A 25,859-nucleotide genomic window follows, 5' to 3' on the forward strand; every position below is an offset into this window, starting at 1 on the left:
GAATATTATTTAGTTTTTGTTACTCTAAAAGTCATCAAAACTATTCCAATTCTGCAAACTGGACAAATTGTCCAAACAAAAAAGCCTCGAACCAAAGGTCCGAGACTTCAAATCAAATCGATATGCAAAGGTTGAATATCCTACTTATGGGTACGCCTTTCTGCGTACAGCTACTACGAAAGTAACTTTTTGGCCATCTGGGAAATACTTTTCCCGTCCGATTGCCCAGCTAGGTCCGTAGAGGCTTTGCCCATTACTTTCCCTAGATCTTTTATAGATTCTGCCCCAACTTCCACAATAATAGCGCGGATGGCAACTTCTAAATCTGCTTCAGAAAGTTGCTCTGGTAAAAAGGCTTCGATCACTTTCATCTGTGCTTCTTCTACTTCAGCCAAATCCTTGCGGTTTTGTGCTGTAAATTGCTCAAACGAATCTTTACGTTGCTTAATCATTCGCTGAAGAATTGCAATTTCCTGCTCACTACTCACCTCTGCTCCTTTTGCTTCGGTTTTCAAAAGCATGATTTGTGCTTTCACTGCGCGTAAAGAATCGAGTGCAACTTTATCTTTATCTTTCATTGCGGCTTTAATCGCCTCATTAATGACAAGTTCTAAACTCATTGTTTTTGTTTTTGGTTAAAATTTATAGAAGGTAAAAACAACCTGCCTTTTAATCCACGTCTTTATTTAAAAAACGGTTTTCTTTTAGCTGAGTCCTTCCTTCGTTTTCGGAGAGAAACGTACTGATCGTTTGATCCGAAGCATTCTGCTCACCAATGGAGATGTTTTTTCTTCTAAAGGCTGGGATCGTTTCAAAATCATCGTTCTCCGTAATGTTTTGGTAACGAGAATTGAATTCTTTAAGTTTATTTCTTCTTTCGTTCACCTTTTCCATATTGGTTGGCTTCGCAATAAAAGTAAACTCTTCGCTTGAACTCGTTTCTACTTTTTTCTCCTCTAGCTCTTTCGCAGGCTGTGTTTGCTTTTGCTCAGGTTCGACTTCTCGTTTTTCTTCAGGCTGTACTTTGGATTCGACTTGAAAAGCAATCTCTTCTTTTTCCTCTATTTCAGGCTCAAATTCGAAGGATTTCTTTTCCGCTTGAACAGGCGCTTTCTTTTCAATCGGTTCTTCAACCTCAAAGCTGAAAGATTCCGGTTCAAGATCATTCTCCATTCCACTATAACTAAAAAGATCTAATTCTCTTTGCTCTGATTCTTCTGACTCATCCCCAAATTGAAATCCTTCGGATTCGTAAGGGTTTTCTGAAAAGGTGTCAATCTGAACCTCTGTTTCCATTTTAGGAATAGGGGCAGCACTTTGAGGTCTGTTGCCTGGAGTTACTGCACGAAACTGAATGCCAGGATCCTCCTCATCGTCTAATCGAAAAAGATTTTTTTTCGTAGGCTCAGGAGCTGAGTCTCTTTCTGCCTTCGTTTTAAACGGAGATTCCTTGGAAATCATTTCTCTTCGAGGATCATCCAAAGCAATTTTAATGGTTTCTGTTGGTCCATCGTACTTTCTATTGTCCTTCGCAAATCCCGTCGCGATGACAAGAACACTGACAGAATCACCTAATTCTTCATCCGTTCCGACTCCAAAAATAATATCGGCTGTATGGCCTGCTTCTTTTTGAATGTGATCCATAATTACTCCGATTTCATCCATGGTAACTTCTTGCGCTCCACTTCGAATCAGTAGCAATACATTTTTCGCTCCTGTGATTTTATTGTCATTAAGCAAAGGTGAGTCGAGGGCGATCTTCACTGCTTCTTCTGCCTTGTTGTCCCCTTGAGCTCTACCCGTTGACATTAAGGCTGTACCTGAATTTTGAAGGACTGATTTCGCATCTCTAAAGTCAATGTTTACATCAAAGTACCCCGTGATAACTTCCGCCATTCCTTTTGCAGCGTTAGTCAAGACCTCATCGGCCTTCGCGAAACCTTGCTTGAAGCCTAAATCTCCAAATTGCTGTCTTAATTTATCGTTGTTGATCACAATAAGTGAATCCACATTATTTCTCAATTTGTCTAGTCCGATTTCCGCTTGTTCTAAACGACGCTTTCCTTCAAAACTAAACGGTACGGTCACGATTCCGATGGTCAAAATGCCCATCTCTTTTGCTACTTTTGCAATTACAGGCGCGGCACCCGTCCCGGTTCCACCTCCCATTCCAGCGGTAATAAATACCATTTTGGTATTTTGACCTAAAGAAGCTTTAATTTCGTCTATACTCTCAATGGCAGATTTTTCTCCGACTTCGGGATCTGCACCTGCCCCAAGTCCTTCTGTTGTTGAAATTCCTAATTGTACTTTGTTCGCAACAGGGTTGTTGTCTAAAGTTTGAGAATCTGTGTTGCAAATTACAAAATCGACCCCATGAATTCCTGTTTCATACATGTGCTTTAAGGCATTGTTTCCGCCCCCTCCGACACCAATTACTTTTATGATAGAAGAATTTCCTTTCGGTAAATCAAATGAAAATCCTTGTGTGCTTAAATTTTCCATATCTGTTGTTTTTGTTATTCTACTTCTTCAAAAAATTTCTTTACGCTTTCCATGATCTTTTGCCCTAGCGTAAGTCCTCGGCGCTTACTTTGCACCGACTCATTTGATTGCTCTAATTCGATTGCATCTAAAGATTCTTCTCCTTCAAGTGATTGACTGTCTGGATGTATTTCGTTTGTATCCATCTCCTGATCAGAGTCTAAATCCTTTCCTGTAAAATTCTTTTTGTCTCTAATTTTCAAACTCTCCATAAGGAGTCCAATGGCCGTCGCATATTCCGGACCTTTCAAAAATTGATTCTTATCGTTTGATACGTATTCGTTTGCGCACCCCAGACGAGAATCAAACCCTGTCGTGTAATTGGTAAGCTGTCGAATGTGCTTTAGGTTGGATCCGCCACCTGTAAGAACAATTCCTGCAATCAGTTTTTTCTTCTGTTCAAACGCTCCGTAGGCCTTTAGTTCCGTATTCACCATTTCTAGAATTTCCTCTACCCGAGCATTAATCACTTGCGCGAGTGTCTTTAAAGAAATTTCTTTGTCCGCTCTACCGTGCAATCCAGGAATTGTGACGAAGGTGGTATCCTTCTCCATTTCTGGAACGGCAGAACCAAACTTCACTTTCAGCTGCTCTGCATGCTTTTCAATAATTGAGCATCCTTCTTTAATATCGTCTGTAATGATTCCACCTCCGTAAGGAATTACGCAGGTATGACGAATAATGTTGTCTTTGAAAATAGCAATGTCCGTGGTACCCCCTCCTATATCGACAATAGCCACACCGGCTTCTTTTTCTTCTTTGGTCAGCACCGCTTCCGACGAAGCAAGTGGCTCGAGCGTTAAGGCTTCCATTTCAAGGCCCGCCTCTCGTACGCATCGGGCGATATTGCGAATACTTCCCATTTGTCCTACGACCACGTGGAAATTAGCTTCTAGTCGTTTCCCGTGCATTCCAATCGGCTCTTGAATTTCACCCTCAGAATCCACTTTATATTCTTGGGGTAAAACATGGATAATTTCTTCACCCGGAAGCATCACGAGCTTTTTCACTTGCTCTTTAAGAACCTCGATATCTTCCTCCGTGATGTATTGGTCGGGATGTTCTCGCATGATATAGTCCGAGTGTTGCAAAGAGCGAATGTGTTTGCCTGCAATGCCCACTGTGACTTTAGAGATGGCCACACCTGAACTTTTTTGCGCTTCTTCAATCGCTGTTTTAATTGAACTAATCGTTTGAGAAATGTTGTTCACAATTCCCTTATGCACTCCAAGACTTTTGGCCTTGCCTACCCCTAGTACCTCAATTTTCCCATGGGTATTTCGACGACCGACAATGGCCACAATTTTGGTGGTCCCAATGTCTAATCCTACTGAATACTCTTGATTTTCCATTTGTATGCTGATTTGATTTTGTTTCTTATTTTAATTCTTCCTTTGTGTACTACGTAATGCTGCTTCGGCTAAAGCCTTCTTTCGCGCAATCTCTGGCGCTTTCTCAAACTCTTTCATCCTTGCTCTTAGAATGCTGTCGTTAGGCTTATAATGCGGGTTTAAACTGGTGACGATCTGATTGTCGTACCGAACCGAAATCTTATTGTATTTCTCTTGGTTCTGGTACACTAAAAATTTTTCTACGAAAGACTTGAAGCCCTTTAGTTTGAGTTCCAAATTATCCAAATCTCCTATTTCTACTTTGAAGTTGCCTTCACTAGTCAGAAGAAAATAGCTGTCTTTTTGCTTTTGAATACCAATGAAGTAATTCTTTGCAAAGGAATCTTGCTTTACTAGCTCAATCAGTTTAGCAATTTCTTTATACTCACTGCGTTTTATATCCCCTGAAACCAAAAGAACAGGGTGTGAATAAACCTTTGAAATTGGAAACTCCTCCCCTTTTGTGTCCACATAAAAATCTTGTCCCTGTCTTTGCATTCGAAATGCAGGTACTCGTTGCAGAATGTCTATATTAAGGTTCCCATTTAAGTTCAAATACACATTGGCGCTATCCACGGACGGAAAAAAATTAACCTGCTTCTCCAGTTGAGGAATGTCAATTTCACCGACCACTCCTTTTGGATTTGCCGCCTTAATGAAGTCCTTTACATTCTTCTCATCTATAAAGTAAACTTTTGCAGTTCCTGGCGTTTCAATCAGATTCACAGATACCTTTTTCATGGGAGCTTCTCCAAATCGTTTCAAAGAAAAACTAAGCAGAAATCCAAAAAGGACGACTGTACAAAATATCTTTAAAATTCTCCACTTGTTCTTCATAACCGCTTCTCTATTCCTTTATGCTTTTGCCTGACTCTTTTCCATCCACTTGGTGATGGGATCAAACAAGCGATCAATGTTTCCAGCCCCTACAGTGACTAGAATATCAAATTCTTTTGTTTTTATTATTTCTAATGCTTCTTCTAATGAACATTGCTGTTTATCCAAATGCTGAATCTTTTCGAGTAAAGCCTTTGAGCTAACCCCCGGAAAATCTTCCGCTCTTTCTCTTGCCGGATAAATATCCAGTAGAAGTAAAGAATCACTATTCTCTAAGCTCTTTGCAAATTCCGATTCAAAATCTCGGGTTCTGCTATATAAATGGGGCTGAAACACCACAAGTACTTTTTTATCAGGATAAAAAGTTCGAATCGAACTAAGCACTGCATTGAGTTCCGTCGGGTGATGCGCATAATCGTCTATATAATGCTTTCCAGAGGCAAAATGAGTTAATGTATAGCGTCTTTTAATTCCTTTGAAGCTTTGAAGTCCCTTATTCAAAACCTCAATATCCACTCCCATCTTAAACAAAAGAGCGATCGCGGCCGTTGCATTTTCTACATTATGCGTTCCCGGGATGCTCCAAGAGAATTCCCAAGTTTGTTCCTTGTGATGAAAATCAAAATGCATTAGACCCTCCTTGATTCTCAAATTATCTGAGTAAAAATCTGCCTCTTCGTTGACAGCATAGCGTAGGCAGCTACGATCTACCTCTACTCCTTTTCTTACAAACAACTGCTGATCGTTTGGAAGCAAGTTTGCAAATTCACAAAATCCTTGTTCCATAGCTTTGCGGTCTCCATAGATATCCAAATGATCGGCATCATTTGATGTGATGATAGCCCAGTCCGGGGAGAGACTTAGAAAACTACGGTCAAATTCGTCAGCCTCAACCACGCTAATTTGATCCCCATTATAATAAAAATTAGACTTAAAGTTTTCTGAGATTCCCCCAAGGAAACAAGAAAATGGCAAATTTGCCTCTTTGCATAAATGAGCCACTAGAGTGGAAGTTGTCGTTTTTCCGTGGGTTCCTGCAATCGCTAACGACTCAGTAGCCTTTGTAATTAAACCAAGTGCTTTCGCACGCTTGATGACCTCAAACCCACTTTTTTCAAAATAGTCTAAGATTTGTAAAGACTTAATTGCTGGGGTATAAATAACAAGGGTTGATTCCTTTTCTAGTGCACGAATCGCAGGGGAAATTTCATCCTCGAATGAGATTTCCATTCCCTCTTCTGTTAGTTTCTCAGTGAGCCCTGTTGAGGTTTTGTCATAGCCTAATACCCGAATATTTGAAGCCTGGAAATAGCGAGCCAAGGCACTCATTCCGATGCCTCCAATGCCTACAAAATAGACGACGTTATATTTCTCAGTTAATTTCATTTCTATGCTCTATTTACTTTAGTCAAAATTGTATCTACAATATCTTTTGCGGCCGTTCTCTTTGCGAAAAACTCCAAATTCTTACTCATTTCTTCTCTTACCTGCTCCTTTTCACAGAGATCTAGCAAGGTGGGCCAAAACTCTTCTTTCATCTCACTGTCTTTTACCATGAGAGCTGCATTCTTCTCTACCAGTCGTCGTGCATTTGCAGTTTGATGGTCTTCCGCGGCAAAAGGGAAGGGAATCAAAATCATCGGTTTCCCAACCACTGCAAGTTCAGAAATGGCAATGGCTCCTGCTCTAGAGACGATTACATCCGCTGCGGAGTAGGCTAGTTCCATGCCTTTTATAAACTCGACCACTTGCAAGTTTCGACTTGTGAAGTGACGAGTTTGCTTCTCAATGGTTTGAAATTCCGCTTTACCCGTTTGCCAAATCAATTGATAATCCTTTTCTAGAAGCAAAGGCAGGTGTTCAAGCCATGCTTGGTTAATCGCATGAGAACCAAGGGAACCTCCCACAGATAAAAGGGTAAGCTTGCTTGGGTCAAGCCCAAGCTTCTGTTTGGCTAAGCTACTTTCTTCGAGTCCATTTAAAATATTTTCTCGAATCGGGTTGCCTAAAAATCGAGTTTTCTCTTCGGGAAAGCCCTTCACATTTGGATAGGCAGTAAAAATAAGAGAAGCACTTTTGCTAAGGATCTTATTGGTTACTCCTGCATGCGCATTTTGCTCCTGAATAAAAGTGGGTACCCCGAGTCTTGTCGCGGCATAGAGCGCAGGTCCACTTGCAAACCCTCCCGTTCCCACAGCAAAATCAGGATTGAACTTTCTTACAATTGATTTTGCTTTTTCAATACTAGAATAGAGTTGGAATGGAAGTTTAAAATTGGAGAGTAAATTTCCCCGATTAAAGCCAACAATATCAAGCCCTTCAATGCGATACCCAAGCTGTGGCACCTTTTCCATCTCCATTTTTCCATTGGCGCCAAGAAATAAAAATTCAGCCTGAGGAAAGCGTTTTTTGATTTCCTCAGCAATTGCGATCGCAGGAAAGATATGCCCTCCTGTTCCACCACCGCTTAATATGACTTTCATTTTCTTTTCCATTCTATGCAATGTCATTGATTTCTTCAACACTTTGTTTCTTTCCAATGCCTTCTTCATCATAAACCTGAATTCGGGCACTTACATTTAAGACCAGTCCTAATTGCAAATAGGTCACTAACATGGAGGTTCCTCCATAACTTATCAAAGGCAAGGGCTGCCCTGTCACGGGTATTAAATTAATAGCCACGGCTATATTAACACTCAATTGCACAAAGATCATCAGCCCTACCGCCAGCACTAATAAAGAACCAAAAAAAGCAGGCATCTTACTGGCAATCATCACAATCCGGATGATCATAATGAGGTAGAGGACAATGAGTGCGGTGGCTCCTATAAACCCATATTCTTCAACAATAATGGCGAATATAAAGTCCGAGGCGCTTTGAGGAAGCATTTGCTTGAGTGCACTTTTACCCGGACCCATACCCGTCAGACCGCCATGAACTATGGCCGCTTTGGCTTGCATGACTTGGTAATTCTTGGTTTTCATCTCTTCGGTGTCCATATCGACATCCGTTTTTGAGGAGGTAAATGTTTCAATTCTACTCATCCAAGTGTGGACCCTATTCCCACCCATTAAATTGGTGTTCAAGGCCACCATAATAAAAAGCATTCCCAGAACTACAGACGAGGATATAAAGCCTGCAATGTATTTCCAATGCAATTGCCCAATCACAAGTACCCCAATGGACACCATTAAGATCATTAAGGCCGTCGACCCATTGTCTCTTGCTACAAGTAGAAAGACAAGTAGAATAGGGCCAAAAATATAGAGAACGTTCTCGTACCAACGACGGTCCCTATGAATCTTCTTAGTCAAATAACGACACAAATAAATGATTAGCATTAAGTAGGCGATTGACGAGGGTTGAAACGAAAGTGAGGTTCCTGGGATCTTTAGCCACCGTGCTGCACTGGCTCCGTCAATGGTATTACCGCTTAAAATTGTAAAGACCAAAAGTATAACCATAATGCCTAGTAAAAAGGCACTTAATTTCCCTATATGCTCGTATTTGAAAAGTCCTATGGCTCTCATGAGCACAAGTCCACCCACCACAAAGAGTACATGACGGGTCAAATGACTCGTCGTCGTCCCTGAGTTCACAATGTATTCCAAGTTTGAACTTGCAGAATACACGGGGAAAATCGAAAAGGCTGAAATCAAAATTATCACAATCCAAAGAACTTTATCGCCCTTTAGATATTCAAATTTGTTTTCGGTTTCTGGCTCGTGCATTTCTTACTTGTTATTTGTTTTCAACGCTTCTTCTTTAAATTGATTGCCCCGATCTTGATAATTATCAAACAAATCGTAGCTCGCACAACAAGGCGAAAGCAAAACGGTATCTCCAGGTTCTGCAAGCGATTTGCAAATGGCCATCGCTTGTTTCATACTAGAGGTATCGTAAATGAACTCCATTTTATCTTTGAAAAAGTCAATGATCTTTTGGTTGTCTAATCCCATGCAGACCACCGCCTTTACTTTCTGCTTTACGAGATTCTCAATCTCTGTATAGTCGTTCCCTTTGTCTGTACCGCCTACAATCCAGATCGTGGGATTCTTCATGCTTTCTAAAGCATAATAGGTAGCATTCACATTGGTAGCTTTGGAGTCGTTGATATAGCGCACTCCTTTTTGAACGGTGACCTCCTCAAGTCTATGTTCTACGGCTTGAAAGCTCATTAGGGAATTGCGGATACTTTCATTGCTTATATTAAGTACTTTCCCCGCAAGGGACGCGGCAAGGCTATTGGCTACATTGTGATTCCCCATAAGGGATAAATCCTCAATCTTAATCGAAAATTCGTCTTGGAATTTCACAACCATCTTGTCCCCTTGCGTATAGGCACCCTCGGAAAGAACTTCCTTCATGGAGAAAGGAAGCATTCTGGCTTTCACTGACAGTTTCTCAAGTAAGTTAAGACTCATTTCATCGTCTCTATTGTAGATGAAAAAGTTGTCGTTCTGTTGGTTCTCTGCAATTCTAAATTTGGCTAGTGCATACTCTTCGTAATTGTAGTTGTACTGATCCAAATGGTCTTTTGAGAGATTCAAAAGCAGAGATATAAAGGGTCTAAAGTTCTGTATATCATCCAACTGAAACGAACTCACTTCCAGAACATAGTAGTCGTAATTTTGTTCAGCGACTTGACGCGCAAAACTACTTCCTATATTGCCTCCAAGGCCTACATTGAAACCATCATTTTTAAGTAGATGGTAAACTAGCGAGGTCGTGGTCGTCTTGCCGTTGCTCCCCGTGATCGCAATGATTTTAGCCTTTGTATACTCGGAAGCAAATTCGATTTCTGAAGACAGCCGAATTCCCTTCTGATTGATTTTGAAAACAATCTCTGCCTTTTTGGGGATACCTGGACTTTTCACAATCCAATCCGCATTTAAAATCTTTTCTTCCGTATGCTGTCCTTCCTCAAAATCGATCTGATTTTCAATTAAAAGTTTCTTATAGTTTTCACGTATTTCACCCTGGTCTGAAAGAAATACTTCCAGGCCCTTCTTCTTGGCTAAGTACGCAGCTCCAAAACCGCTTTCTCCTCCTCCTAAAACTACAACTCTCATCTCGTTATCTTATTTTTAGTGTGATTAAACAAACGACGGCGAGAATCACTCCAATGATTATCATTCGATTCACAATTTTACTTTCATGGTATCCACTTTTCTGATAGTGGTGGTGCAAAGGACTCATTTTAAAGAATCGATTGTTTTGTGCATATTCTAACCCATACTTTCTTTTACGGTATTTAAAGACCGAAACCTGCAAGACGACTGATAGGTTTTCAAGGACGAAAATCCCACACAATACGGGAATTAATAATTCCTTTCTTAAGATCACGGCAAGCACAGCAATCACTCCCCCAATCATCAAACTTCCTGTGTCTCCCATAAATACCTGCGCTGGATAGGTGTTGTACCAGAAAAATCCGATCACCGCTCCGACCATGGCAATGGCAAAAATCGTGGTTTCCCCCATATTGGGTAAGAACATGATATTCAAATAGTCCGCAAAAATGATATTCCCGGACAAATACGCTAAGAATGCTAAAGTTAATAAGATGACCGCACTGGTGCCGGCCGCGAGGCCGTCAATTCCATCGGTTATATTGGCGCCATTCGATACTGCTGTGACAATAAAAATCACAATGGGAATAAAGACAAGCCATGCCCATTTTTGAGCATCTGCTTCGTCCATCCAAAAAAGCATCCCAGTGTAATCAAACTCATTGTTTTTCACAAAAGGAACTGTGGATACGGTTGATTTTTCTGTGGGCATAAAGTTTTGCTCCACATTGTTACGGTTTAAGATCTGCGCATCCGCATATTTACGTTTGACCGTCACATCCGGGTGAAAAAACATAGTTACCCCTACGATCAGTCCAAGTCCCACTTGTCCAATGACTTTGAACTTCCCACTTAGGCCGTCTTTGTTCTTTTTAATTTTCTTCAAATAATCATCTACAAAGCCAATTGCACCCATCCAAACCACTGAAATCAGAAGCAGAAGAATGTAGACATTAAAGACTTGTGTAAAAAGCAGAACAGGTATGACGGTAGCTACGATAATAATAAGTCCCCCCATCGTAGGAGTACCTTCCTTCTGTTTTTGCCCTTCTAGTCCAAGGTCTCTAACCAGCTCCCCCATCTGGCGACGGCGAAGGAAATTGATGATCTTCTTACCAAAAACCAAAGCAATAAATAGCGAAGTCAACACCGAAATCGAAGCCCGAAACGAGATGTATTTCAGTAGATTAAGTCCCGGAATATGAATTCCGTTAGCGGTAAGGTATTCGTACAAATAATATAACATACGCCTTATTTATTTATCCATAATTTTTATTAGCTCGGAAATCACTTCCTTGTCATCAAAATGATGCTTCACTCCAGAAACATCTTGATAGGTTTCATGTCCTTTGCCAGCCACCAGAACAATATCTCCTGGCTCGGCAAATTTTATAGCCATTTTTATAGCTTGTTTTCGGTCTTGAATGACCGTGTACTTACTGTAATTCTGCGGTTCAATTCCTGCTTCAATATCCTTTAGAATGAGTTCGGGATCCTCCGTTCGTGGATTGTCTGAGGTAAGAATGGCAAGAGTTGAATTTCGAGTGGCAATTTTTCCCATTTCAGGACGCTTGGTTTTGTCTCGATCGCCACCACACCCAAAGACGGTAATGAGTCTTTCGTTCTTGGTCCGAATTTCATTTATGCTCAAAAGAACATTTTCTAAAGCATCAGGTGTATGAGCGTAATCCACCACAAAATAAATCCCTTGGGGGGATCTTAACGTTTCAAAACGTCCATTTACCCTTTTAAGTGTAGAGATAGCCTGAAGAATTGCTTGCTTGTCTAAACCCAGTTCTGCTGCAATACTGTACACTAGTAAAAGGTTTGAAGCATTAAATTTTCCTGTGAGTGTCGTCCACACTTCCCTTCCCTCAAACGATAAAAGCATTCCATTAAAGTCCGCTTCTAAAATTTTAGCCTGGTAGTCTGCTATGTTTTTAAGCCCAAAAGAAACTCTTTTGGCTTTCGTATTTTGAACCATAATCGACCCGTTCTTATCATCTGCATTGAATAGGGCAATAGAATTCGAGCCGAGCGTATCAAAAAGTTTTTGCTTTGCTTTAATATAGTTTGCAAAGGTTTGGTGATAATCCAGATGGTCATGCGTAATGTTGGTAAAGGCTGCAATTTTGAAATTGATCCCAAACGTTCTCTTTTGGTCGATCCCATGCGAACTGACTTCCATAAATGCAAACTCGCAACCTTCCTCCACAGCTTGCGCTAAGAGTCGATTGACTGTTACCACATCCGGGGTTGTATGGGTTGCCTTTATCACCTTGTTACCAATTCTATTCTCTACTGTAGAAAGCAGAAGACAAGGGTATAGCATTTGGGAAAACACTTCGTGAAGCAAGGTTGCCACCGAGGTTTTTCCGTTGGTCCCTGTGACTCCTACAAGGGTTAACTTCGAGGAAGGATTCCCATAGAAGTTAGAGGCTAAAAGGGCTAGGGTTTCGGCGCTGTCTTTGACTAGTATGTAACAAACAGATTCTTCTACTTTCGCTGGAATCTCTTCACAAACCACCCCTTTTGCTCCTTCGTAAATTGCCTGATCAATGAAGGAATGACCGTCTACAGCCTGTCCTCTTAGCGCCACATAAACAGAGTTTGGACCTACGGTTCGGCTATCAAACCCAAGACTTTTCACCTCCAAGGACGTGGGTCCCTTTAGGTCTACAACGGAAATTCCATTTAATAAATTTTGTAAAGTCATGGTCATTCTAATACTCTAATTTTGAAGCGTCAAATAAATTCTTTGGTCTTTGTTTAGGGCTCTTCCTTCTAACGGGAACTGCTCTTTAATTCGACCTACCCCTTTATAATCCACTCGATACCCTTGGTTTTCCAACGCAGGGATCACATTTTTTCCAATTAATCCTACTACACTTGGCATCACGCCTCCACGAACGGCCACTTTGGGTTCGACACGTGTTAATTTGCTTAAGTCCACTTTCTTATCCACAAGAAGTTCCTTCTCAATGTTTTGCGGTGTTTTAAGAAAGGTTTTTCCCGCAATTTCTTTAAATACAGGAGCTGCTACAGTACTCCCGTAGTAACTTTTCGACTTGTCCGGTTGATTTACAACGACAAAGCAGGTGTACTTGGGATTGTCCGCCGGGTAAAACCCTCCAAAAGAGGCTTGGTATTTACTCGGTCCCGGTTTCCAATATTCAAACCTTGCCGTTCCTGTTTTTCCTGCCATACTTAGATTCGGTGTAAATATGCTTCGAGCGGTTCCCTTTTCGACGGCTTTCGTAAGTGCGGAAGTCATCATGTGAATGGCTTTCTGAGAGGCCATCTTATTTACCATGACCTCGGGCTGAGCCTCAAAGAAAACATGCCCATCTTTCATCACTTTATCAATAAACAAAGGTTTTACCATTTTGCCTCCGTTGGCAATTCCATTATAAAAGGTTGCAAGTTGCAATGTATTTAATCGAACTGCGTAGCCAAACGAAATAGAAGCCAATGCCCCTTTGCTCCAACGATCACTCTGAGGGGTTTGAATAAAAGGTTTGGTAATGCCTGGCAGTTCAATGTCCATTTTATCAAAGAGTTTCCAACGACGCAAATGGTCAAGGAATACTTCAGGATTGTCGCCATAAAACTTAGTGATGAGTTTTGCTGAACCTACGTTGCTAGATTTTGCAAGCACTTCGCTTATATCGTAAATGCCCCCACCATGATCGTCACTAACGGGCTGTCCTGCATACACCCAAGAGCCATTGCCCACGTCAACAGTCGTTTCTTCGTCTATAAATCCATCATCCATCGCCGCTAAAAGAGACACCGCTTTAAAGGTGGAACCTGGTTCAGTGGCATCTTTTAGTGCATAGTTATAAGCATCTACATAAACTCCGGGTTCTGTTCGTCGCAGATTTACCATTGCACGAACCTTCCCGGTTTTCACTTCCATGACAATCACACTTCCGTGATCCGCATCAAATTCAATTAGCTGCTTTTCCAGCGCTGAATTTGCAATGTCTTGGATTCTAAGATCCAATGTCGTGTACACGTCCTGTCCATCGACGGGCTCATGAACTTTCCAATAATCAATGGGTTTCCACTGTGACGAATTAATTCGTTGTTCTAAACGTTTACCGTCCTTTCCACTAAGGAACTTTGAAAATGCTCCCTCTAGCCCAGACTGATACTTTCCATTGTCCATTCCAATGGTTCCTGCTCCAATTTCTGATGTGGCAAGTTCACGACGGTAATTTCGATCCACAATAAAACCGCCACGGTTCTTCCCTTTCTCAAAAAGAGGGAACTTGCGAATCCGATCGTACTCATCGAAATCGAGTCCTTTCACCAGACTGAAATATTGATTTTCTTTCTTACGCTGCGCATCAAACTTTTGACGAAAATAGGTTCTCGGCTTTCCAAACATGAGACTTAAAGAATCCGTTAAAGGACCAATATTATTACTGTAAGTCGTATCCCGGATCACTTTGAAATCAAGATAAATGTCGTATCGCATGACGGTGGTTGCCAGAATCGAGCCGTCCGCCGCATAGAGATTTCCACGAGCTGCTTTTAAGACGGCTTCCCGATAGTTCTTGCTAATATAATCCTCTTTAATCTCCTCCACATTGGTGTTTTGAAGAACAATGATCCGAAAGAGAAAGACGACAAAAGTAGCAATAGCAACGAGGGCGAAGAAATACCCCCACCGTAAGGTTCTTTTGCGTTTAATGTCGTACTCATTATTTCTCTGCATGGGTTGAGTCGAGTTTTATTAGTAATTTATGTGGGTGACTCTCTAGGGTCATTAAAGAGTCTGTTATCATTTCTTTTCCTAATTCTGATTCCATCTTCACTTTAATAAGTCTGCTCTGCGCATAGGCGTTTCGTGATTTGTATTCTTCACTAGCTTCCTTTAGCGCATTTACTTTCTCAATTTTCTGATTTACAAGATGGTTGCTATAAATCATACTGATCAAAAGAAAGAAGAGCAACAAAAAATACTTATAATGCGCTTTAATTTCATCCCTATTGAGAAAATTCCCCTTGACAATGTCTATGAAGGTTAGTTTTTTCTTGGACTGATAAACGCGCTTTTTGGCCATATTTTACTTAAATGTCAGTTGAAACTGTCCTTTTTGTTTATAATTTAATTCCTGTGCGCATCTTTGCGCTTCGTGCTCTCGAGTTGGATTCAATTTCTTCCTCAGAAGGCACAACCGCTTTATTTCTCAACAGCTCAAATACTTTATCGTAATTTCCATACACATCTCTCACAGGCTCTCCTTCAAATTTTCCATTCTTCAAAAATCGTTTTACTAACCGATCTTCAAGAGAATGGTAAGAAATTACAACAAGGCGACCTTGCGGCTTTAGCACGCGGTGCGCTTGAAGAAGCATCTCTTTTAAAGCGTCTAATTCTTGGTTCACTTCAATTCGAATCGCTTGAAATACTTGAGCGAAGAACTTATTCTGCTTAAACGCAGGAATGAAGGCAAATAGTGCCTTAAGGTCCTCAGTCGTTTCAATGGATTTCCCTTTTCTTTGGTTCACGATGACACGTGCTAACTTTCTTGCGTCTCTTAGTTCCCCGTAATTGTAGAAGAGATCCGCTAGAGCTTCCTCTTCGTATTCGTTGATTACTTTCTTCGCATCTAGACTCTGCATCACATTCATTCTCATGTCTAACGGAGCTTCGCTTCGAATCGAAAAACCGCGTTTTCCTTCATCAAATTGATGGGAGGAAACTCCTAAATCTGCTAGAACACCACTTACTTGTGAAACACCATACATTAGCATGGCGTTTTCAAGAAATCGAAAGTTTTGATTCACGAGGGTAAATCGATCGTCCGAAATTCGATTGGCAAGAGCATCCAAATCCTGATCAAAACTATAAAGTTTTCCTTTTGAAGAAAGGCGGGCCAAGATTTCACGCGAATGCCCCCCACCACCAAAAGTGCAGTCTATATAAACTCCATCAGGGTCAGTGACTAACTCATCGACACTTTGCTTTAAAAGCACTGGACTATGGTATTCGTTTTCCATCTTTTTGGTGGTTCTAAGCGCTTTATTCTAATTCAATATCTTCTATACCTTGATCTCCCATTACCTCTTGTGCAAGATTTGCGAAATCTTCTTGGGTAGTGGAAATCACCTCTTCATAGGCCTGCTTATCCCAAACCTCAAAAAGCTCACCCGCACTGGTTACAACCACTTCTTTTCGAAGTCCTGCAAATACAGTCAAGTCTTTTGATATTTGGATTCTTCCTGCACTATCCAACTGCACGGTTTTTACGCCAGCAGTAAACATTCGGATGAAATCTGCATTCTTTTTCACAAAACGATTCAGTTTATTAATTTTGCCCATCAACTTATCCCAGTAGGTTAAAGGGTAAACTTCCAGACAATTTTGAAACACAGAGCGTTTAATGACAAAGGTCTCTCCTTCAAATCCCTCCATCTGCTTTGCAAGCGATGAAGGCACTTTCAGACGACCTTTGTCATCAATTTTGCATTCGTATGTGCCAATAAAATTCTTCATTTGGGACAAATTTATATAATTATTTCCAAAAGCTCCCACTTTTTCCCACTTTTTGACTTAATGTTTATAACTTTTAACTCAAGAACTAAGCCTTTGATTTAAAAGACCTTATACCAAAAGTGGAAATTGGAGAAATATTATTAAAAAAGGGTAATTTACTTTAGAGCTTTTTTCTTATTTTTAATCGGTATGATTTTATCGTCATATGTTTTCTTAAATTTGTACTTTTGCTTTAGCTATCAAGCGTTATATGTTATTTAAAACCAAAAAAGAAAAAAAATTCTCCTATATTATGGAAGGCGAGGGTCATCCTATCGTCCTGTTGCAGGGTCTGATGGGTGGACTGAGTAATTTCACAAGTCTCATATCTTACTTTTCTTCAAGAGGATTTAAAGTTTACTTTCCCGAACTACCCATTTACGATCTGCCCGTACTTAACACCAATTTGACAAGTATCGCGAAATACGTTGCGAAATTTATTGAAGAACAAGTAGGGGAACCTGCCACCGTAGTGGGAAACTCCATGGGAGGACATGTGGGTTTAATACTCACACTCTCTAGACCCGATCTTGTAAAGCATCTTGTTCTTACGGGAAGTTCCGGGCTCTACGAAAGATCCTTTGGCGATAGCTTTCCTCGAAAAAGCGACCGAGACTACATGAAGGCAAAAGCGCAAGAAGTGTTTTATGACCCAGAGGTGGCCACGGACGAACTTGTGGACGAAGTCTTCTCTATCGTAAACGACCGAGGCAAGGGGATTAAAACCGTGATGCTGGCACGCAGCGCAATTAAACACAACATGGAGACCGAACTTCATAAAATTAAAGCACCTACCTGTATCATTTGGGGGAAGCAGGATTCCGTGACACCACCCGAAGTGGCTGTCGAAATGGATCGATTAATACCGAATTCGGATTTATTTTGGATTGACAAGTGTGGCCATGCGGCCATGATGGAAAAACCAGACGAATTCAATTCCCTCTTATACGAATGGCTGAAAAATAAATAATTAGAAAAGGAAGTTTTTGCTTCCTTTTTTAATAGAACCTCACCAGGTTCTGAATACAAACCTTTGAACACAGACTTAACATGATAATCAAATCCGCCGAGTTTTTAAAAAGTTCTTCCAAATGGCAGGAATGTCCAGAACCCAATCGTGCAGAATATGCCTTTATTGGTCGATCCAACGTAGGGAAGTCTTCGCTTATTAATGCGATGATGAACCACAAGGATCTTGCGAAAACCTCGCAAACCCCTGGAAAAACTCAGTTAATCAATCACTTCCTGATTAATGAACAGTGGTATCTAACCGACTTACCCGGCTATGGATATGCAAAAGTCTCGAAAGTGAAAAGAAAAGACTTTGAAAAACTGATTACCAACTATGTACTGAACCGAGTGAATTTGGTTAACCTATTCGTCCTTGTCGATGTACGGCACACACCCCAAAAAATAGACTTGGAATTCATGCAATGGTTGGGAGAGAGTCAAATCCCTTTTTCCGTCGTGTTTACCAAAGCTGATAAACTATCAGCAGGCAATGTGAACAAAAATGTAGAAGCCTACAGAGCGAGTATGCTTGAACTATGGGAAGACCTTCCTCACATGTTCATTACCTCTGCGGAAAAAAAAGTAGGAGGAGACGAGGTTCTCTCATATATCGAGCAAACCAATCAAATGCTCGTGAAAAACAAAGTTCGATTTGATGACTAATTTCACTTGGCACTGCAAATCGTTTGAGGAGTTGCAGACATCAGAACTTTACAAAATCTTGGCCGCTAGAGCAGAGGTTTTCGTTATTGAACAACAATGTCTCTACCAAGATATGGACTTTGATGATCAAATTGCACTGCATTTATGGGGGGAATCTAAAAATGAAATTGCAGCGTATTGTCGAGTGTTTGCCCCCGGCCTAAAATATCCTGAAGCCTCAATAGGCCGCGTATTAACAGGGAAGAATTTTCGACGAATCGGACTTGGAAAACAGTTGATAACTAGGAGCATAGAGGTTATTTCCACAAACTTTAAAACGGACAATGTCTGTATTTCTGCGCAGGACTATCTCCTACAATTTTATGCGGATTTTGGATTTGAACCCACGGGTAAATCCTATCTAGAAGATGGAATACCGCATAGTGAAATGAAAAAAGGGAAAGCTTAACACTTTCCCTGTAATTCCTTGTATTTGTTTACACTTCCTCCCTTAGCATTCCCTTCTGCCCAAAATAGGCATTGAATTTTGCAATTTTCGGTCCTACAACCGCGCTGCAATAGGGCGTACTTGGGTTTTCCCAGTAATAGCCTTGATGGTAAGTCTCTGCAGGGTAAAACTCCGCAAGTGGTTCTACTTTTGTGACGTAGTCTCCTTCCCATTTCCCTTCGGCCTTAGATCGCTCTATCGATTTTTCAATGCTGTCTTTTTGCTCAGGTGAATCATAAAATACGATCGATCTGTACTGGGTTCCTATGTCATTTCCCTGACGGTTAAGCTGCGTCGGATCGTGCAAAAAGAAAAACACTTCCATAAGTTGTTCAAAAGAAATAATGTTTGGATCGTATATTAGTTTTACGACCTCTGCATGCCCAGTCTCTCCCGTACAAACCGCTTCGTATGTAGGGTTTGGAACATGCCCTCCACTGTATCCGGAAATCGCTTTTTCGACTCCTTTCAACAGATTAAAACAGCTCTCCACACACCAAAAACATCCACCGCCAAATACGATTGTTTCAAAATTTTTAGATTCCATTGTTTCAAAAAAGTAATTGTTTGTCCTGTAAAGTGTCCTGAGTCCATCTCACCTCACTATTAGGACGTTTCAAATTGTAAAATCTTTTAGGGATTAAAAAGAAGGGATTACAAACTGTTTTCCCAAACCAGCGCACTAGCACCTAGAATGGCCGCGTCCGCTTCGTTCAATTCACTAAAGACCAGTCTGACTTTGCTTCTGAATATCGGAAGTAGATTCCTTTCCATATGGAGTTTTGTAGGTTTCAAAATGAAGTCACCTGCTTGAATCACGCCCCCGAAAAGCAGAATGGCTTGAGGAGAAGAAAACATGACAAAGTTTGCCAAGGATTCCCCTAATTTTTGTCCTGTATAACGGAAAACTTCAATAGCCGTTGGGTCCCCCTTCATGGCGCACTCATGTACAGTTTTTGAATTAATATCTTCTTCCGCATATTGATTCAGAAGAGATTCTGGAAATTCAGCTCGCATTTTCTTTGCGGTAATGGCGATGCCGGTTGCCGAAGCATAAGACTCTAATGAGCCTTCCGATCCTGTACTCCAGTGCTTTCTACCGTTGGGCTTCACAATCGTATGCCCAAGTTCACCGGCAAAACCGTCGTGTCCATAGACCAATCTTCCTCCACAGACAATCCCACTTCCTACTCCTGTACCAAGGGTAACCATAATGAAATCTTTCATTCCTCGCGCAGCGCCGTACAGCATTTCTCCTAAAGCGGCAGCATTTGCATCATTTGTCATTTTACACGGAACGCCAAATTTTTTGGTCATCATCTCAGCAAAAGGAATTACTCCTTTCCATTTCAAATTAGGAGCATGCTCGATGGTCCCATGATAATAATTTGCATTCGGAGCGCCTACACCGATTCCTTCAAACGATTTGTTATCAGAGCAATGCTCCTCAATTAGTGGCTTGATGGCTAGATAAAGTGCATCGACTAGTTCTTGCGGGGTTTTATAGTCCTCGGTCTTAACTCGGCCTTTGCCTAAAATTTCACCTCGGTGATTTACGAGTCCATATTTGGTATTGGTACCCCCGATATCAACGCCTAATGCGACTTGATTTGATAAGTTTATTAATGCCATTTTATTTTACAATTGAGACAATAAAATTACTAAAAAATAAAATCATATCCTTACAATCCGCTAGAAAAGTAAGGCAAACCCCGTGGAAACCAGAATTCCAGACCTTTGTATCCCACGGGATTAGGCTAAAAACAAAAAACCCAGGCATTTCAGCGCCTGGGTCTTTTGAATTCATTTGAAAATTAGCTTGGGATTTCTCCTTTGTATAAGAAGGAAATGGTTTCCATATTAATCTTCTCTACCATTTCACTGAAAAGGTGAAAAGATTCCTGTTTGTAAATTACAAGTGGATCCTTTTGTTCGTACACCGCACCTTGAGAAGATCTTCTAAGATCATCCATCTCGCGCAAATGCAATTTCCAGTTTTCGTCAATAATAGACAAGGTTATGTTTTTTTCAAAATCTTCAATGAGACTCTGGCATTTGGTTTCGTGCGCTTTTTCAAGATCGGTTACAATGGTAATCGATTTAAGTCCATCGCTAAACGGAACTTGAATCATTTTGAACATGCTACCTTGGTTTTTGTATACATTCTCAATGATTGGGAAAGTTTTCTCTTTCAATAGTTCCAATCTATTTTTATAGTCCTCTTCTGCTGCTGCAAAGACAATTTGAATTAACTGCGCATTGGTTTTGCTCTTGAAATCGCTTTCTGAAACCGGGGCTTCCATGGTGAAGCTTCGAATGATCTCATATTCGAATTCTTTGTAATCTCCTTGTAGTTTCGTTTTGTTTACTATCGTTTGAGAGACATCAAAAATCATGTTGGCAATATCAAACTTAAGGTGATCTCCAAAAAGAGCATTCTTTCTCTTTTTGTATATCACATCTCTTTGCTTGTTCATGACATCGTCATACTCCAGGAGTCTTTTACGTATACCAAAGTTATTCTCCTCCACTTTCTTCTGTGCTCTTTCGATGGACTTCGTAATCATCGAATGTTGAATCACTTCTCCTTCCTTATGACCCATACGGTCCATCATTTTCGCAATTCTTTCCGAACCAAATAGACGCATTAAATTGTCTTCAAGCGAAACATAGAACTGGGAACTACCTGGGTCTCCCTGACGTCCTGCACGACCTCTTAACTGTCTGTCTACACGTCTAGAATCGTGGCGTTCCGTACCGATAATCGCTAAACCTCCCGCTTCTTTCACGGCTTGGACTAGCTTAATGTCGGTTCCTCTACCCGCCATATTGGTTGCAATGGTAACTTGACCCGGACGCCCAGCTTCTGCCACGACTTCCGCTTCTTTTTTGTGAAGCTTTGCGTTCAGAACTTGGTGATTGATTTTTCTAAGTTGAAGAGCTCTTGAAAGAAGTTGTGAAATATCAATCGAGGTTGTACCCACTAGTATAGGTCGACCTTGAGCCGTTAATTTTTCAATCTCTTCAATAACTGCATTGTATTTTTCACGGTTCGTTTTGAAAACAAGATCCTGACGGTCGTCTCTTTGAATAGGACGGTTGGTTGGAATAACAACCACGTCTAATTTATAAATTTCCCAAAGCTCTCCTGCTTCCGTTTCGGCTGTACCTGTCATCCCCGCAAGTTTGTTGTACATACGGAAGAAGTTCTGCAAGGTCACGGTCGCAAAGGTTTGAGTCGCCGCTTCAATTTTTACATTTTCTTTCGCTTCGATCGCCTGGTGAAGTCCATCGGAATAGCGTCGCCCGTCCATTATACGTCCGGTTTGCTCATCCACGATTTTCACTTCTCCATCTATCACGACATACTCATCGTCCTTTTCAAAAAGCGTATACGCTTTCAAAAGCTGACTTAAGGTGTGTACACGCTCTGATTTTTCAGCAAATCTTCTAAATAGATCTTCCTTCGCTGCAAATTCAGCCTCTTTTTCTAAGTTTTTCGCTTCTAAATCTGCGATTTCAGTACCGATATCTTCTAAAACGAAGAAATCTTTGTCCTCAACACCTGTTGATAGATATTCAACTCCCTTATCGGTTAAATCAATCTGATTGTTCTTCTCATCAATTACGAAATAAAGATCTTGATCCACCTTTGGCATATCGCGGTTGTTATCCTGCATATACTGCGCTTCCGTTTTTTGAAGCAGCGCTTTGTTTCCTGTTTCGGATAAGAACTTAATTAAAGGTCTTGATTTTGGAAGTCCTCTATAGGCTTGAAGAAGTTTGAATCCTCCTTCTTTATTTTTCCCCGCGGCAATCAATTTCTTAGCCACGTTAAAGACATGCGTAATGGTTTGTTTTTGTACAGATACGATGCGGTCTACGGCAGGTTTCAAAACATCAAATTCCTGACGATCTCCCTGAGGAACCGGACCGGATATAATTAAGGGCGTTCTTGCATCGTCTACTAAGACGGAATCCACCTCATCGACGATTGCAAAATTAAGTTCTCTTTGCACTAACTCTGTAGGAGAAGTGACCATGTTATCCCGGAGGTAGTCAAATCCAAACTCGTTATTGGTTCCGTAGGTAATATCTGAATTGTAAGCACTTCGTCTTCCGTCGGAATTCGGTTGATGGTTGTCAATACAGTCGATGGAAAGTCCGTGGAATTGATAGATAGGCCCCATCCATGCGGAGTCTCTTTTCGCTAAGTAATCGTTCACAGTTACAACGTGTACCCCTCTTCCTGAAAGAGCATTCAGGTAAATCGGTAAGGTACCCACTAAGGTTTTCCCTTCCCCAGTGGCCATCTCTGCAATTTTTCCACTGTGAAGAACGACCCCTCCAATAAACTGAACATCGTAATGGACCATGTCCCAAACGACAGGTGTACCGTGCGCGTTCCATTGGTTTTTCCAAACCGCTTCGTCTCCTTGTATCTCAACGAAATCTTTATTTTCCGCTAAGTTTTTGTCCCAATCGAGTGCAGCAACTCGAATCTCTCCATTTTCCGCCCAACGTCTTGCCGTTTCTTTCACGACTACAAACGCTTCTGGCAAAATGGATTCTAATATTTTTTCCTCTACCTGATAAGATTCTTTCTTAAGGGTTTCAATCTGAGTGAACATCCCTTCTTTCTCATCAATGTTTGTTGATGACTTAATTTGCTCTTCAAGTTTGTGTATTTCCTCTGTGATCGATTGAGTGCCTGACTTTAATAGCTCTTTGAATTCTTGCGTTTTCGCTCGTAATTCCTGATCGCTTAATTCCTTAATACTCGGTTCTGCAGCTTTAATTTTCGCTACTACTTTCTTTACTTCTTTAAGGTCTTTTGCGTTTTTATCTCCTAAAAACCCTTTAAGCACTTGGTCTAAAAAACTCATATTTTCAATATTTAACTGTGGACCCAGGGGTCACAAACTTTTTGAGCACTAGGTCGCTCTTTTGGTGATATAATTCTAAAAAAGCTTTAAGCATTATGCCTAAAGCCTTATTTCTTTAGTATTCGTCTTCGTTCCAAAGGAAATCCTCGTCGGTGGGATAGTCGCTCCACACCTCTTCGATGGATTCATAGATTTCCCCTTCGTCTTCGATAGCCTGAAGGTTTTCCACTACTTCCATCGGCGCTCCGGTACGGATCGCGTAGTCAATAAGTTCCGCTTTGGTCATTGGCCAAGGGGCATCACTTAAATAAGAAGCTAATTCTAATGTCCAATACATATTTTTAGTATTTATAAAATTTTTGCAAAAGTATAAAAATAGATGATGGTATTGTCTTTTTTATGACTGATTTTCAATCTTTTTACTATTTTATTTTCCATTTGGGAAAAGAGTAATTCGAAAAAGTACGATCACACCCTATTTACAGACTATTGAAGTGGTTTTCTCAAAAACCATTCCACAAATTTTTTTATGCCATTTTGGAAGTTTGTGCCCGGGGAATAGTCTATTAACGCCTTTGCTTTGTCAATATTGGCATGTGTTCTTTCCACATCGCCAGGCTGCATTGGCAATTGCTTTTTCTGTGCCTTTATCTCCAAGGTGGATTCTAGCGTCCCTACCATTTCATTTAGTGAAACGACTTGGTTCTCCCCTAAATTTACAATCTCATAGAGGGGGGAATGGGCTTCGAGATAACGTAGAGCCTTTATAATCCCGTCAATGATATCCTCTATATACGTGTAATCTCTCGAGGTCTCTCCCTCTCCAAAGAAAGGTATTTCCTCCTTATCTTGAATCAACTGAGCGAATTTATGAATCGCTAAATCAGGCCTTTGACGGGGCCCATAGACGGTAAAGAATCTCAAATGGATCATATCCATTCCGTACAAATGGTGGTATACATGGCCTAAAATTTCCGTGCTTCGTTTGCTAGCTGCATATGGGGAAATTGGCAAATCCACAGCATCCGTCTCCGTAAACGGTACTTTCTTGTTGTTTCCATAAACACTAGAGGAGGATGCGTTTAAAAATTTCTTAATTCCAAACTCCTTGCATAGTTCCCACAAATTAGTCGTACCAATAACGTTTACTTGCTGGTATTCAATCGGGTTTTCGATGCTGGGGCGAACGCCCGCGAGCGCAGCTAAATGAATAACGGCCTGAACAGGAACCTGACGAAATAGCTCTCGAAGAGATTCTAAATCTCTAATGTCCACTACCACTAAACGATATTTCTCAGATAGAACCTGAGTCTGCAGTATTTCTAAATCTGCTTCTTTCGAATCAAATGTAAATTCAGGGTCTCTACCAAGGGACAATAAAGTATTTTGAACTTTTATTCTATAGTCATAAAAATCGTCGAAATTGTCAACATTAATGACAGAATGTCCATTTTTGAGTAAAGTCTCGATAAGATGCGATCCAATGAATCCACTTCCACCGGTTACTAAATAAGTCATAGCGGGTATTTAGCTACAAATTTAAGAAATTTAGCATGGCAAATCTTTAATCCTTACTTTTACTTAAAATTTACGAAATGCACTTTGAAGGCCAACTAATAAAAATGATTACTCAAAACGCGAGTCCCATTCAATATTACCTCAACCTATCGCACGATCTTATTCATATGAATTCTTTGATTGGCAAAACTGTAGAAATATCGCACCTTGGTTATCAATGCGTAAACTGCCAGCGTGAGGAGAAAATTTTTAGAATGGGTTTCTGCAAAAAATGCTTCTTTGAGAGTCCTTACACTAGTGAGTCCATTATTCGTCCTGAACTATCCAAAGCCCATCTGGGGGAAGGAGAAAGAGACCTAGAAGTTGAAAAATCGATTCAACTCGTGCCTCACATCGTCTATTTAGCGTATACAGGTGAGGTCAAAGTGGGCGTAACAAGAGAGTCGCAGGTTCCCACTCGGTGGATTGACCAAGGAGCTACCTTTGCCCTTCCCATTGCAAGAACAGAAAATCGATACGAGGCCGGAATGATTGAGGTTGCGCTCAAGTCGAAATTGTCTGATAAAACCAATTACCGAAGAATGCTCAAAGACGAATACGAAGAGGATCTTGACCTTACCCAATTCAGAAGTGAAGTTCAAGATCTGTTCCCCGCTGAATATGCAAAATTCTTTAATTCAGAACAGGATCTCTGGAGACTAGATTATCCCTACGAGGCACCCGAAAAGGTAACCACTATCTCGCTCGAGAAAAAACCCTCCTTTACTTCGGTCTTGAAAGGAATAAAAGGCCAATACTTAGCCTTTGAAGGCGGCTCTGTTTTAAACGTGCGTGCACACGAAGGATTTGTCATTGCACTAGAAACGAAAAAAGAATAAGAATTATTTCAAAGAAATAGAAAA

General features: G+C 40.8%; 23 protein-coding genes. 4 read left to right on the forward strand and 19 right to left on the reverse strand.

Going from position 1 to position 25,859, the window contains the following annotated elements; translation table 11 throughout:
* Positions 1–173: 173 nt before the first annotated feature.
* The 14 genes from ACX3PU_RS00945 to mraZ are packed head-to-tail and all read right to left on the reverse strand — an operon-like array spanning position 174 to position 16,353.
* Entirely contained in the window at positions 174–620 is a 447-nt protein-coding gene (locus tag ACX3PU_RS00945) for a GatB/YqeY domain-containing protein (protein WP_459082894.1), read from the reverse strand.
* A gap of 49 nt (positions 621–669) precedes the next feature.
* A complete protein-coding gene (ftsZ, locus tag ACX3PU_RS00950; RefSeq protein ID WP_459082896.1) occupies positions 670–2,505 on the reverse strand; it encodes a cell division protein FtsZ in 1,836 nt (611 codons plus the stop codon).
* Positions 2,506–2,519: 14 nt separating this feature from the next.
* Positions 2,520–3,896 (reverse strand): cell division protein FtsA, encoded by a 1,377-nt coding sequence (ftsA, locus tag ACX3PU_RS00955; RefSeq protein WP_459082898.1) that lies wholly within the window; start codon positions 3,894–3,896, stop codon positions 2,520–2,522.
* A 30-nt stretch (positions 3,897–3,926) separates the two neighbouring features.
* On the reverse strand, positions 3,927–4,772 hold the full coding sequence (locus tag ACX3PU_RS00960) for a cell division protein FtsQ/DivIB (protein ID WP_459082900.1): 846 nt from the start codon (positions 4,770–4,772) through the stop codon (positions 3,927–3,929).
* Positions 4,773–4,790: 18 nt separating this feature from the next.
* Positions 4,791–6,158 carry a UDP-N-acetylmuramate--L-alanine ligase gene (gene murC, locus ACX3PU_RS00965; protein ID WP_459082902.1) on the reverse strand — a complete coding sequence of 456 codons (1,368 nt, stop codon included), beginning with the start codon at positions 6,156–6,158 and terminating at the stop codon, positions 4,791–4,793.
* A gap of 2 nt (positions 6,159–6,160) precedes the next feature.
* A complete protein-coding gene (gene murG, locus ACX3PU_RS00970) occupies positions 6,161–7,255 on the reverse strand; it encodes an undecaprenyldiphospho-muramoylpentapeptide beta-N-acetylglucosaminyltransferase (protein ID WP_459082904.1) in 1,095 nt (364 codons plus the stop codon).
* 13 nt (positions 7,256–7,268) lie between these two features.
* Positions 7,269–8,504 carry an FtsW/RodA/SpoVE family cell cycle protein gene (locus tag ACX3PU_RS00975; protein WP_459082906.1) on the reverse strand — a complete coding sequence of 412 codons (1,236 nt, stop codon included), beginning with the start codon at positions 8,502–8,504 and terminating at the stop codon, positions 7,269–7,271.
* A gap of 3 nt (positions 8,505–8,507) precedes the next feature.
* A complete protein-coding gene (gene murD / locus ACX3PU_RS00980) occupies positions 8,508–9,845 on the reverse strand; it encodes a UDP-N-acetylmuramoyl-L-alanine--D-glutamate ligase (protein ID WP_459082908.1) in 1,338 nt (445 codons plus the stop codon).
* Positions 9,846–9,849: 4 nt separating this feature from the next.
* The gene (gene mraY, locus ACX3PU_RS00985) at positions 9,850–11,091 is read right to left on the reverse strand and encodes a phospho-N-acetylmuramoyl-pentapeptide-transferase (RefSeq protein WP_459082910.1); all 1,242 of its coding nucleotides are present in this window, start codon (positions 11,089–11,091) and stop codon (positions 9,850–9,852) included.
* Between the two features lie 9 nt (positions 11,092–11,100).
* A complete protein-coding gene (locus ACX3PU_RS00990) occupies positions 11,101–12,561 on the reverse strand; it encodes a UDP-N-acetylmuramoyl-L-alanyl-D-glutamate--2,6-diaminopimelate ligase (protein WP_459083483.1) in 1,461 nt (486 codons plus the stop codon).
* Between the two features lie 15 nt (positions 12,562–12,576).
* Positions 12,577–14,568 (reverse strand): penicillin-binding transpeptidase domain-containing protein, encoded by a 1,992-nt coding sequence (locus ACX3PU_RS00995; protein ID WP_459082912.1) that lies wholly within the window; start codon positions 14,566–14,568, stop codon positions 12,577–12,579.
* A complete protein-coding gene (locus ACX3PU_RS01000) occupies positions 14,555–14,917 on the reverse strand; it encodes an FtsL-like putative cell division protein (RefSeq protein ID WP_459082914.1) in 363 nt (120 codons plus the stop codon). Before ACX3PU_RS01000 ends, ACX3PU_RS00995 begins: the two co-directional genes overlap by 14 nt.
* Positions 14,918–14,954: 37 nt before the next feature.
* Positions 14,955–15,857 carry a 16S rRNA (cytosine(1402)-N(4))-methyltransferase RsmH gene (rsmH, locus tag ACX3PU_RS01005; protein ID WP_459082916.1) on the reverse strand — a complete coding sequence of 301 codons (903 nt, stop codon included), beginning with the start codon at positions 15,855–15,857 and terminating at the stop codon, positions 14,955–14,957.
* Positions 15,858–15,879: 22 nt separating this feature from the next.
* Positions 15,880–16,353 (reverse strand): division/cell wall cluster transcriptional repressor MraZ, encoded by a 474-nt coding sequence (mraZ, locus tag ACX3PU_RS01010; RefSeq protein ID WP_459082918.1) that lies wholly within the window; start codon positions 16,351–16,353, stop codon positions 15,880–15,882.
* Between the two features lie 250 nt (positions 16,354–16,603).
* On the opposite strand from mraZ, the gene ACX3PU_RS01015 reads away from it, so the two are divergent.
* The 3 genes from ACX3PU_RS01015 to ACX3PU_RS01025 all read left to right on the forward strand — a co-directional run bounded on the left by ACX3PU_RS01015 (position 16,604) and on the right by ACX3PU_RS01025 (position 18,514).
* Positions 16,604–17,362 (forward strand): alpha/beta fold hydrolase, encoded by a 759-nt coding sequence (locus ACX3PU_RS01015; protein WP_459082920.1) that lies wholly within the window; start codon positions 16,604–16,606, stop codon positions 17,360–17,362.
* Between the two features lie 80 nt (positions 17,363–17,442).
* A complete protein-coding gene (gene yihA / locus ACX3PU_RS01020; RefSeq protein ID WP_459082922.1) occupies positions 17,443–18,066 on the forward strand; it encodes a ribosome biogenesis GTP-binding protein YihA/YsxC in 624 nt (207 codons plus the stop codon).
* A complete protein-coding gene (locus ACX3PU_RS01025; RefSeq protein WP_459082924.1) occupies positions 18,059–18,514 on the forward strand; it encodes a GNAT family N-acetyltransferase in 456 nt (151 codons plus the stop codon). Before yihA ends, ACX3PU_RS01025 begins: the two co-directional genes overlap by 8 nt.
* A 28-nt stretch (positions 18,515–18,542) precedes the next feature.
* On the opposite strand, the gene msrA is transcribed toward ACX3PU_RS01025, so the two are convergent.
* The 5 genes from msrA to ACX3PU_RS01050 form a co-directional block, all read right to left on the reverse strand.
* On the reverse strand, positions 18,543–19,100 hold the full coding sequence (gene msrA / locus ACX3PU_RS01030) for a peptide-methionine (S)-S-oxide reductase MsrA (protein WP_459082926.1): 558 nt from the start codon (positions 19,098–19,100) through the stop codon (positions 18,543–18,545).
* A 107-nt stretch (positions 19,101–19,207) separates the two neighbouring features.
* Positions 19,208–20,185 carry an ROK family protein gene (locus ACX3PU_RS01035; RefSeq protein ID WP_459082928.1) on the reverse strand — a complete coding sequence of 326 codons (978 nt, stop codon included), beginning with the start codon at positions 20,183–20,185 and terminating at the stop codon, positions 19,208–19,210.
* A gap of 182 nt (positions 20,186–20,367) precedes the next feature.
* The gene (gene secA, locus ACX3PU_RS01040; RefSeq protein ID WP_459082930.1) at positions 20,368–23,439 is read right to left on the reverse strand and encodes a preprotein translocase subunit SecA; all 3,072 of its coding nucleotides are present in this window, start codon (positions 23,437–23,439) and stop codon (positions 20,368–20,370) included.
* Between the two features lie 115 nt (positions 23,440–23,554).
* Positions 23,555–23,776: a DUF2795 domain-containing protein gene (locus ACX3PU_RS01045; protein WP_002662059.1), complete on the reverse strand. Its 222-nt coding sequence runs from the start codon at positions 23,774–23,776 to the stop codon at positions 23,555–23,557.
* A gap of 149 nt (positions 23,777–23,925) precedes the next feature.
* Positions 23,926–24,957 carry a GDP-mannose 4,6-dehydratase gene (locus ACX3PU_RS01050; protein ID WP_459082932.1) on the reverse strand — a complete coding sequence of 344 codons (1,032 nt, stop codon included), beginning with the start codon at positions 24,955–24,957 and terminating at the stop codon, positions 23,926–23,928.
* Between the two features lie 77 nt (positions 24,958–25,034).
* Between ACX3PU_RS01050 and ACX3PU_RS01055 the strand changes: the two genes are divergently transcribed.
* Positions 25,035–25,835, forward strand: a complete 801-nt coding sequence (locus tag ACX3PU_RS01055; RefSeq protein ID WP_459082934.1) for a DUF2797 domain-containing protein — start codon at positions 25,035–25,037, stop codon at positions 25,833–25,835.
* Positions 25,836–25,859: the final 24 nt, after the last annotated feature.

The sequence above is a fragment of the Chryseobacterium sp. A301 genome (assembly GCF_054489425.1).

Excerpts from the sequence above, each read along its gene's own strand:
- ACX3PU_RS00945 (WP_459082894.1), bottom strand. The coding sequence starts at position 620 with ATGAGTTTAGAACTTGTCATTAATGAGGCGATTAAAGCCGCAATGAAA.
- ftsZ (WP_459082896.1), bottom strand. The coding sequence starts at position 2,505 with ATGGAAAATTTAAGCACACAAGGATTTTCATTTGATTTACCGAAAGGA.
- ftsA (WP_459082898.1), bottom strand. The coding sequence starts at position 3,896 with ATGGAAAATCAAGAGTATTCAGTAGGATTAGACATTGGGACCACCAAA.
- ACX3PU_RS00960 (WP_459082900.1), bottom strand. The coding sequence starts at position 4,772 with ATGAAGAACAAGTGGAGAATTTTAAAGATATTTTGTACAGTCGTCCTT.
- murC (WP_459082902.1), bottom strand. The coding sequence starts at position 6,158 with ATGAAATTAACTGAGAAATATAACGTCGTCTATTTTGTAGGCATTGGA.
- murG (WP_459082904.1), bottom strand. The coding sequence starts at position 7,255 with ATGAAAGTCATATTAAGCGGTGGTGGAACAGGAGGGCATATCTTTCCT.
- ACX3PU_RS00975 (WP_459082906.1), bottom strand. The coding sequence starts at position 8,504 with ATGCACGAGCCAGAAACCGAAAACAAATTTGAATATCTAAAGGGCGAT.
- murD (WP_459082908.1), bottom strand. The coding sequence starts at position 9,845 with ATGAGAGTTGTAGTTTTAGGAGGAGGAGAAAGCGGTTTTGGAGCTGCG.
- mraY (WP_459082910.1), bottom strand. The coding sequence starts at position 11,091 with ATGTTATATTATTTGTACGAATACCTTACCGCTAACGGAATTCATATT.
- ACX3PU_RS00990 (WP_459083483.1), bottom strand. The coding sequence starts at position 12,561 with ATGACTTTACAAAATTTATTAAATGGAATTTCCGTTGTAGACCTAAAG.
- ACX3PU_RS00995 (WP_459082912.1), bottom strand. The coding sequence starts at position 14,568 with ATGCAGAGAAATAATGAGTACGACATTAAACGCAAAAGAACCTTACGG.
- ACX3PU_RS01000 (WP_459082914.1), bottom strand. The coding sequence starts at position 14,917 with ATGGCCAAAAAGCGCGTTTATCAGTCCAAGAAAAAACTAACCTTCATA.
- rsmH (WP_459082916.1), bottom strand. The coding sequence starts at position 15,857 with ATGGAAAACGAATACCATAGTCCAGTGCTTTTAAAGCAAAGTGTCGAT.
- mraZ (WP_459082918.1), bottom strand. The coding sequence starts at position 16,353 with ATGAAGAATTTTATTGGCACATACGAATGCAAAATTGATGACAAAGGT.
- ACX3PU_RS01015 (WP_459082920.1), top strand. The coding sequence starts at position 16,604 with ATGTTATTTAAAACCAAAAAAGAAAAAAAATTCTCCTATATTATGGAA.
- yihA (WP_459082922.1), top strand. The coding sequence starts at position 17,443 with ATGATAATCAAATCCGCCGAGTTTTTAAAAAGTTCTTCCAAATGGCAG.
- ACX3PU_RS01025 (WP_459082924.1), top strand. The coding sequence starts at position 18,059 with ATGACTAATTTCACTTGGCACTGCAAATCGTTTGAGGAGTTGCAGACA.
- msrA (WP_459082926.1), bottom strand. The coding sequence starts at position 19,100 with ATGGAATCTAAAAATTTTGAAACAATCGTATTTGGCGGTGGATGTTTT.
- ACX3PU_RS01035 (WP_459082928.1), bottom strand. The coding sequence starts at position 20,185 with ATGGCATTAATAAACTTATCAAATCAAGTCGCATTAGGCGTTGATATC.
- secA (WP_459082930.1), bottom strand. The coding sequence starts at position 23,439 with ATGAGTTTTTTAGACCAAGTGCTTAAAGGGTTTTTAGGAGATAAAAAC.
- ACX3PU_RS01045 (WP_002662059.1), bottom strand. The coding sequence starts at position 23,776 with ATGTATTGGACATTAGAATTAGCTTCTTATTTAAGTGATGCCCCTTGG.
- ACX3PU_RS01050 (WP_459082932.1), bottom strand. The coding sequence starts at position 24,957 with ATGACTTATTTAGTAACCGGTGGAAGTGGATTCATTGGATCGCATCTT.
- ACX3PU_RS01055 (WP_459082934.1), top strand. The coding sequence starts at position 25,035 with ATGCACTTTGAAGGCCAACTAATAAAAATGATTACTCAAAACGCGAGT.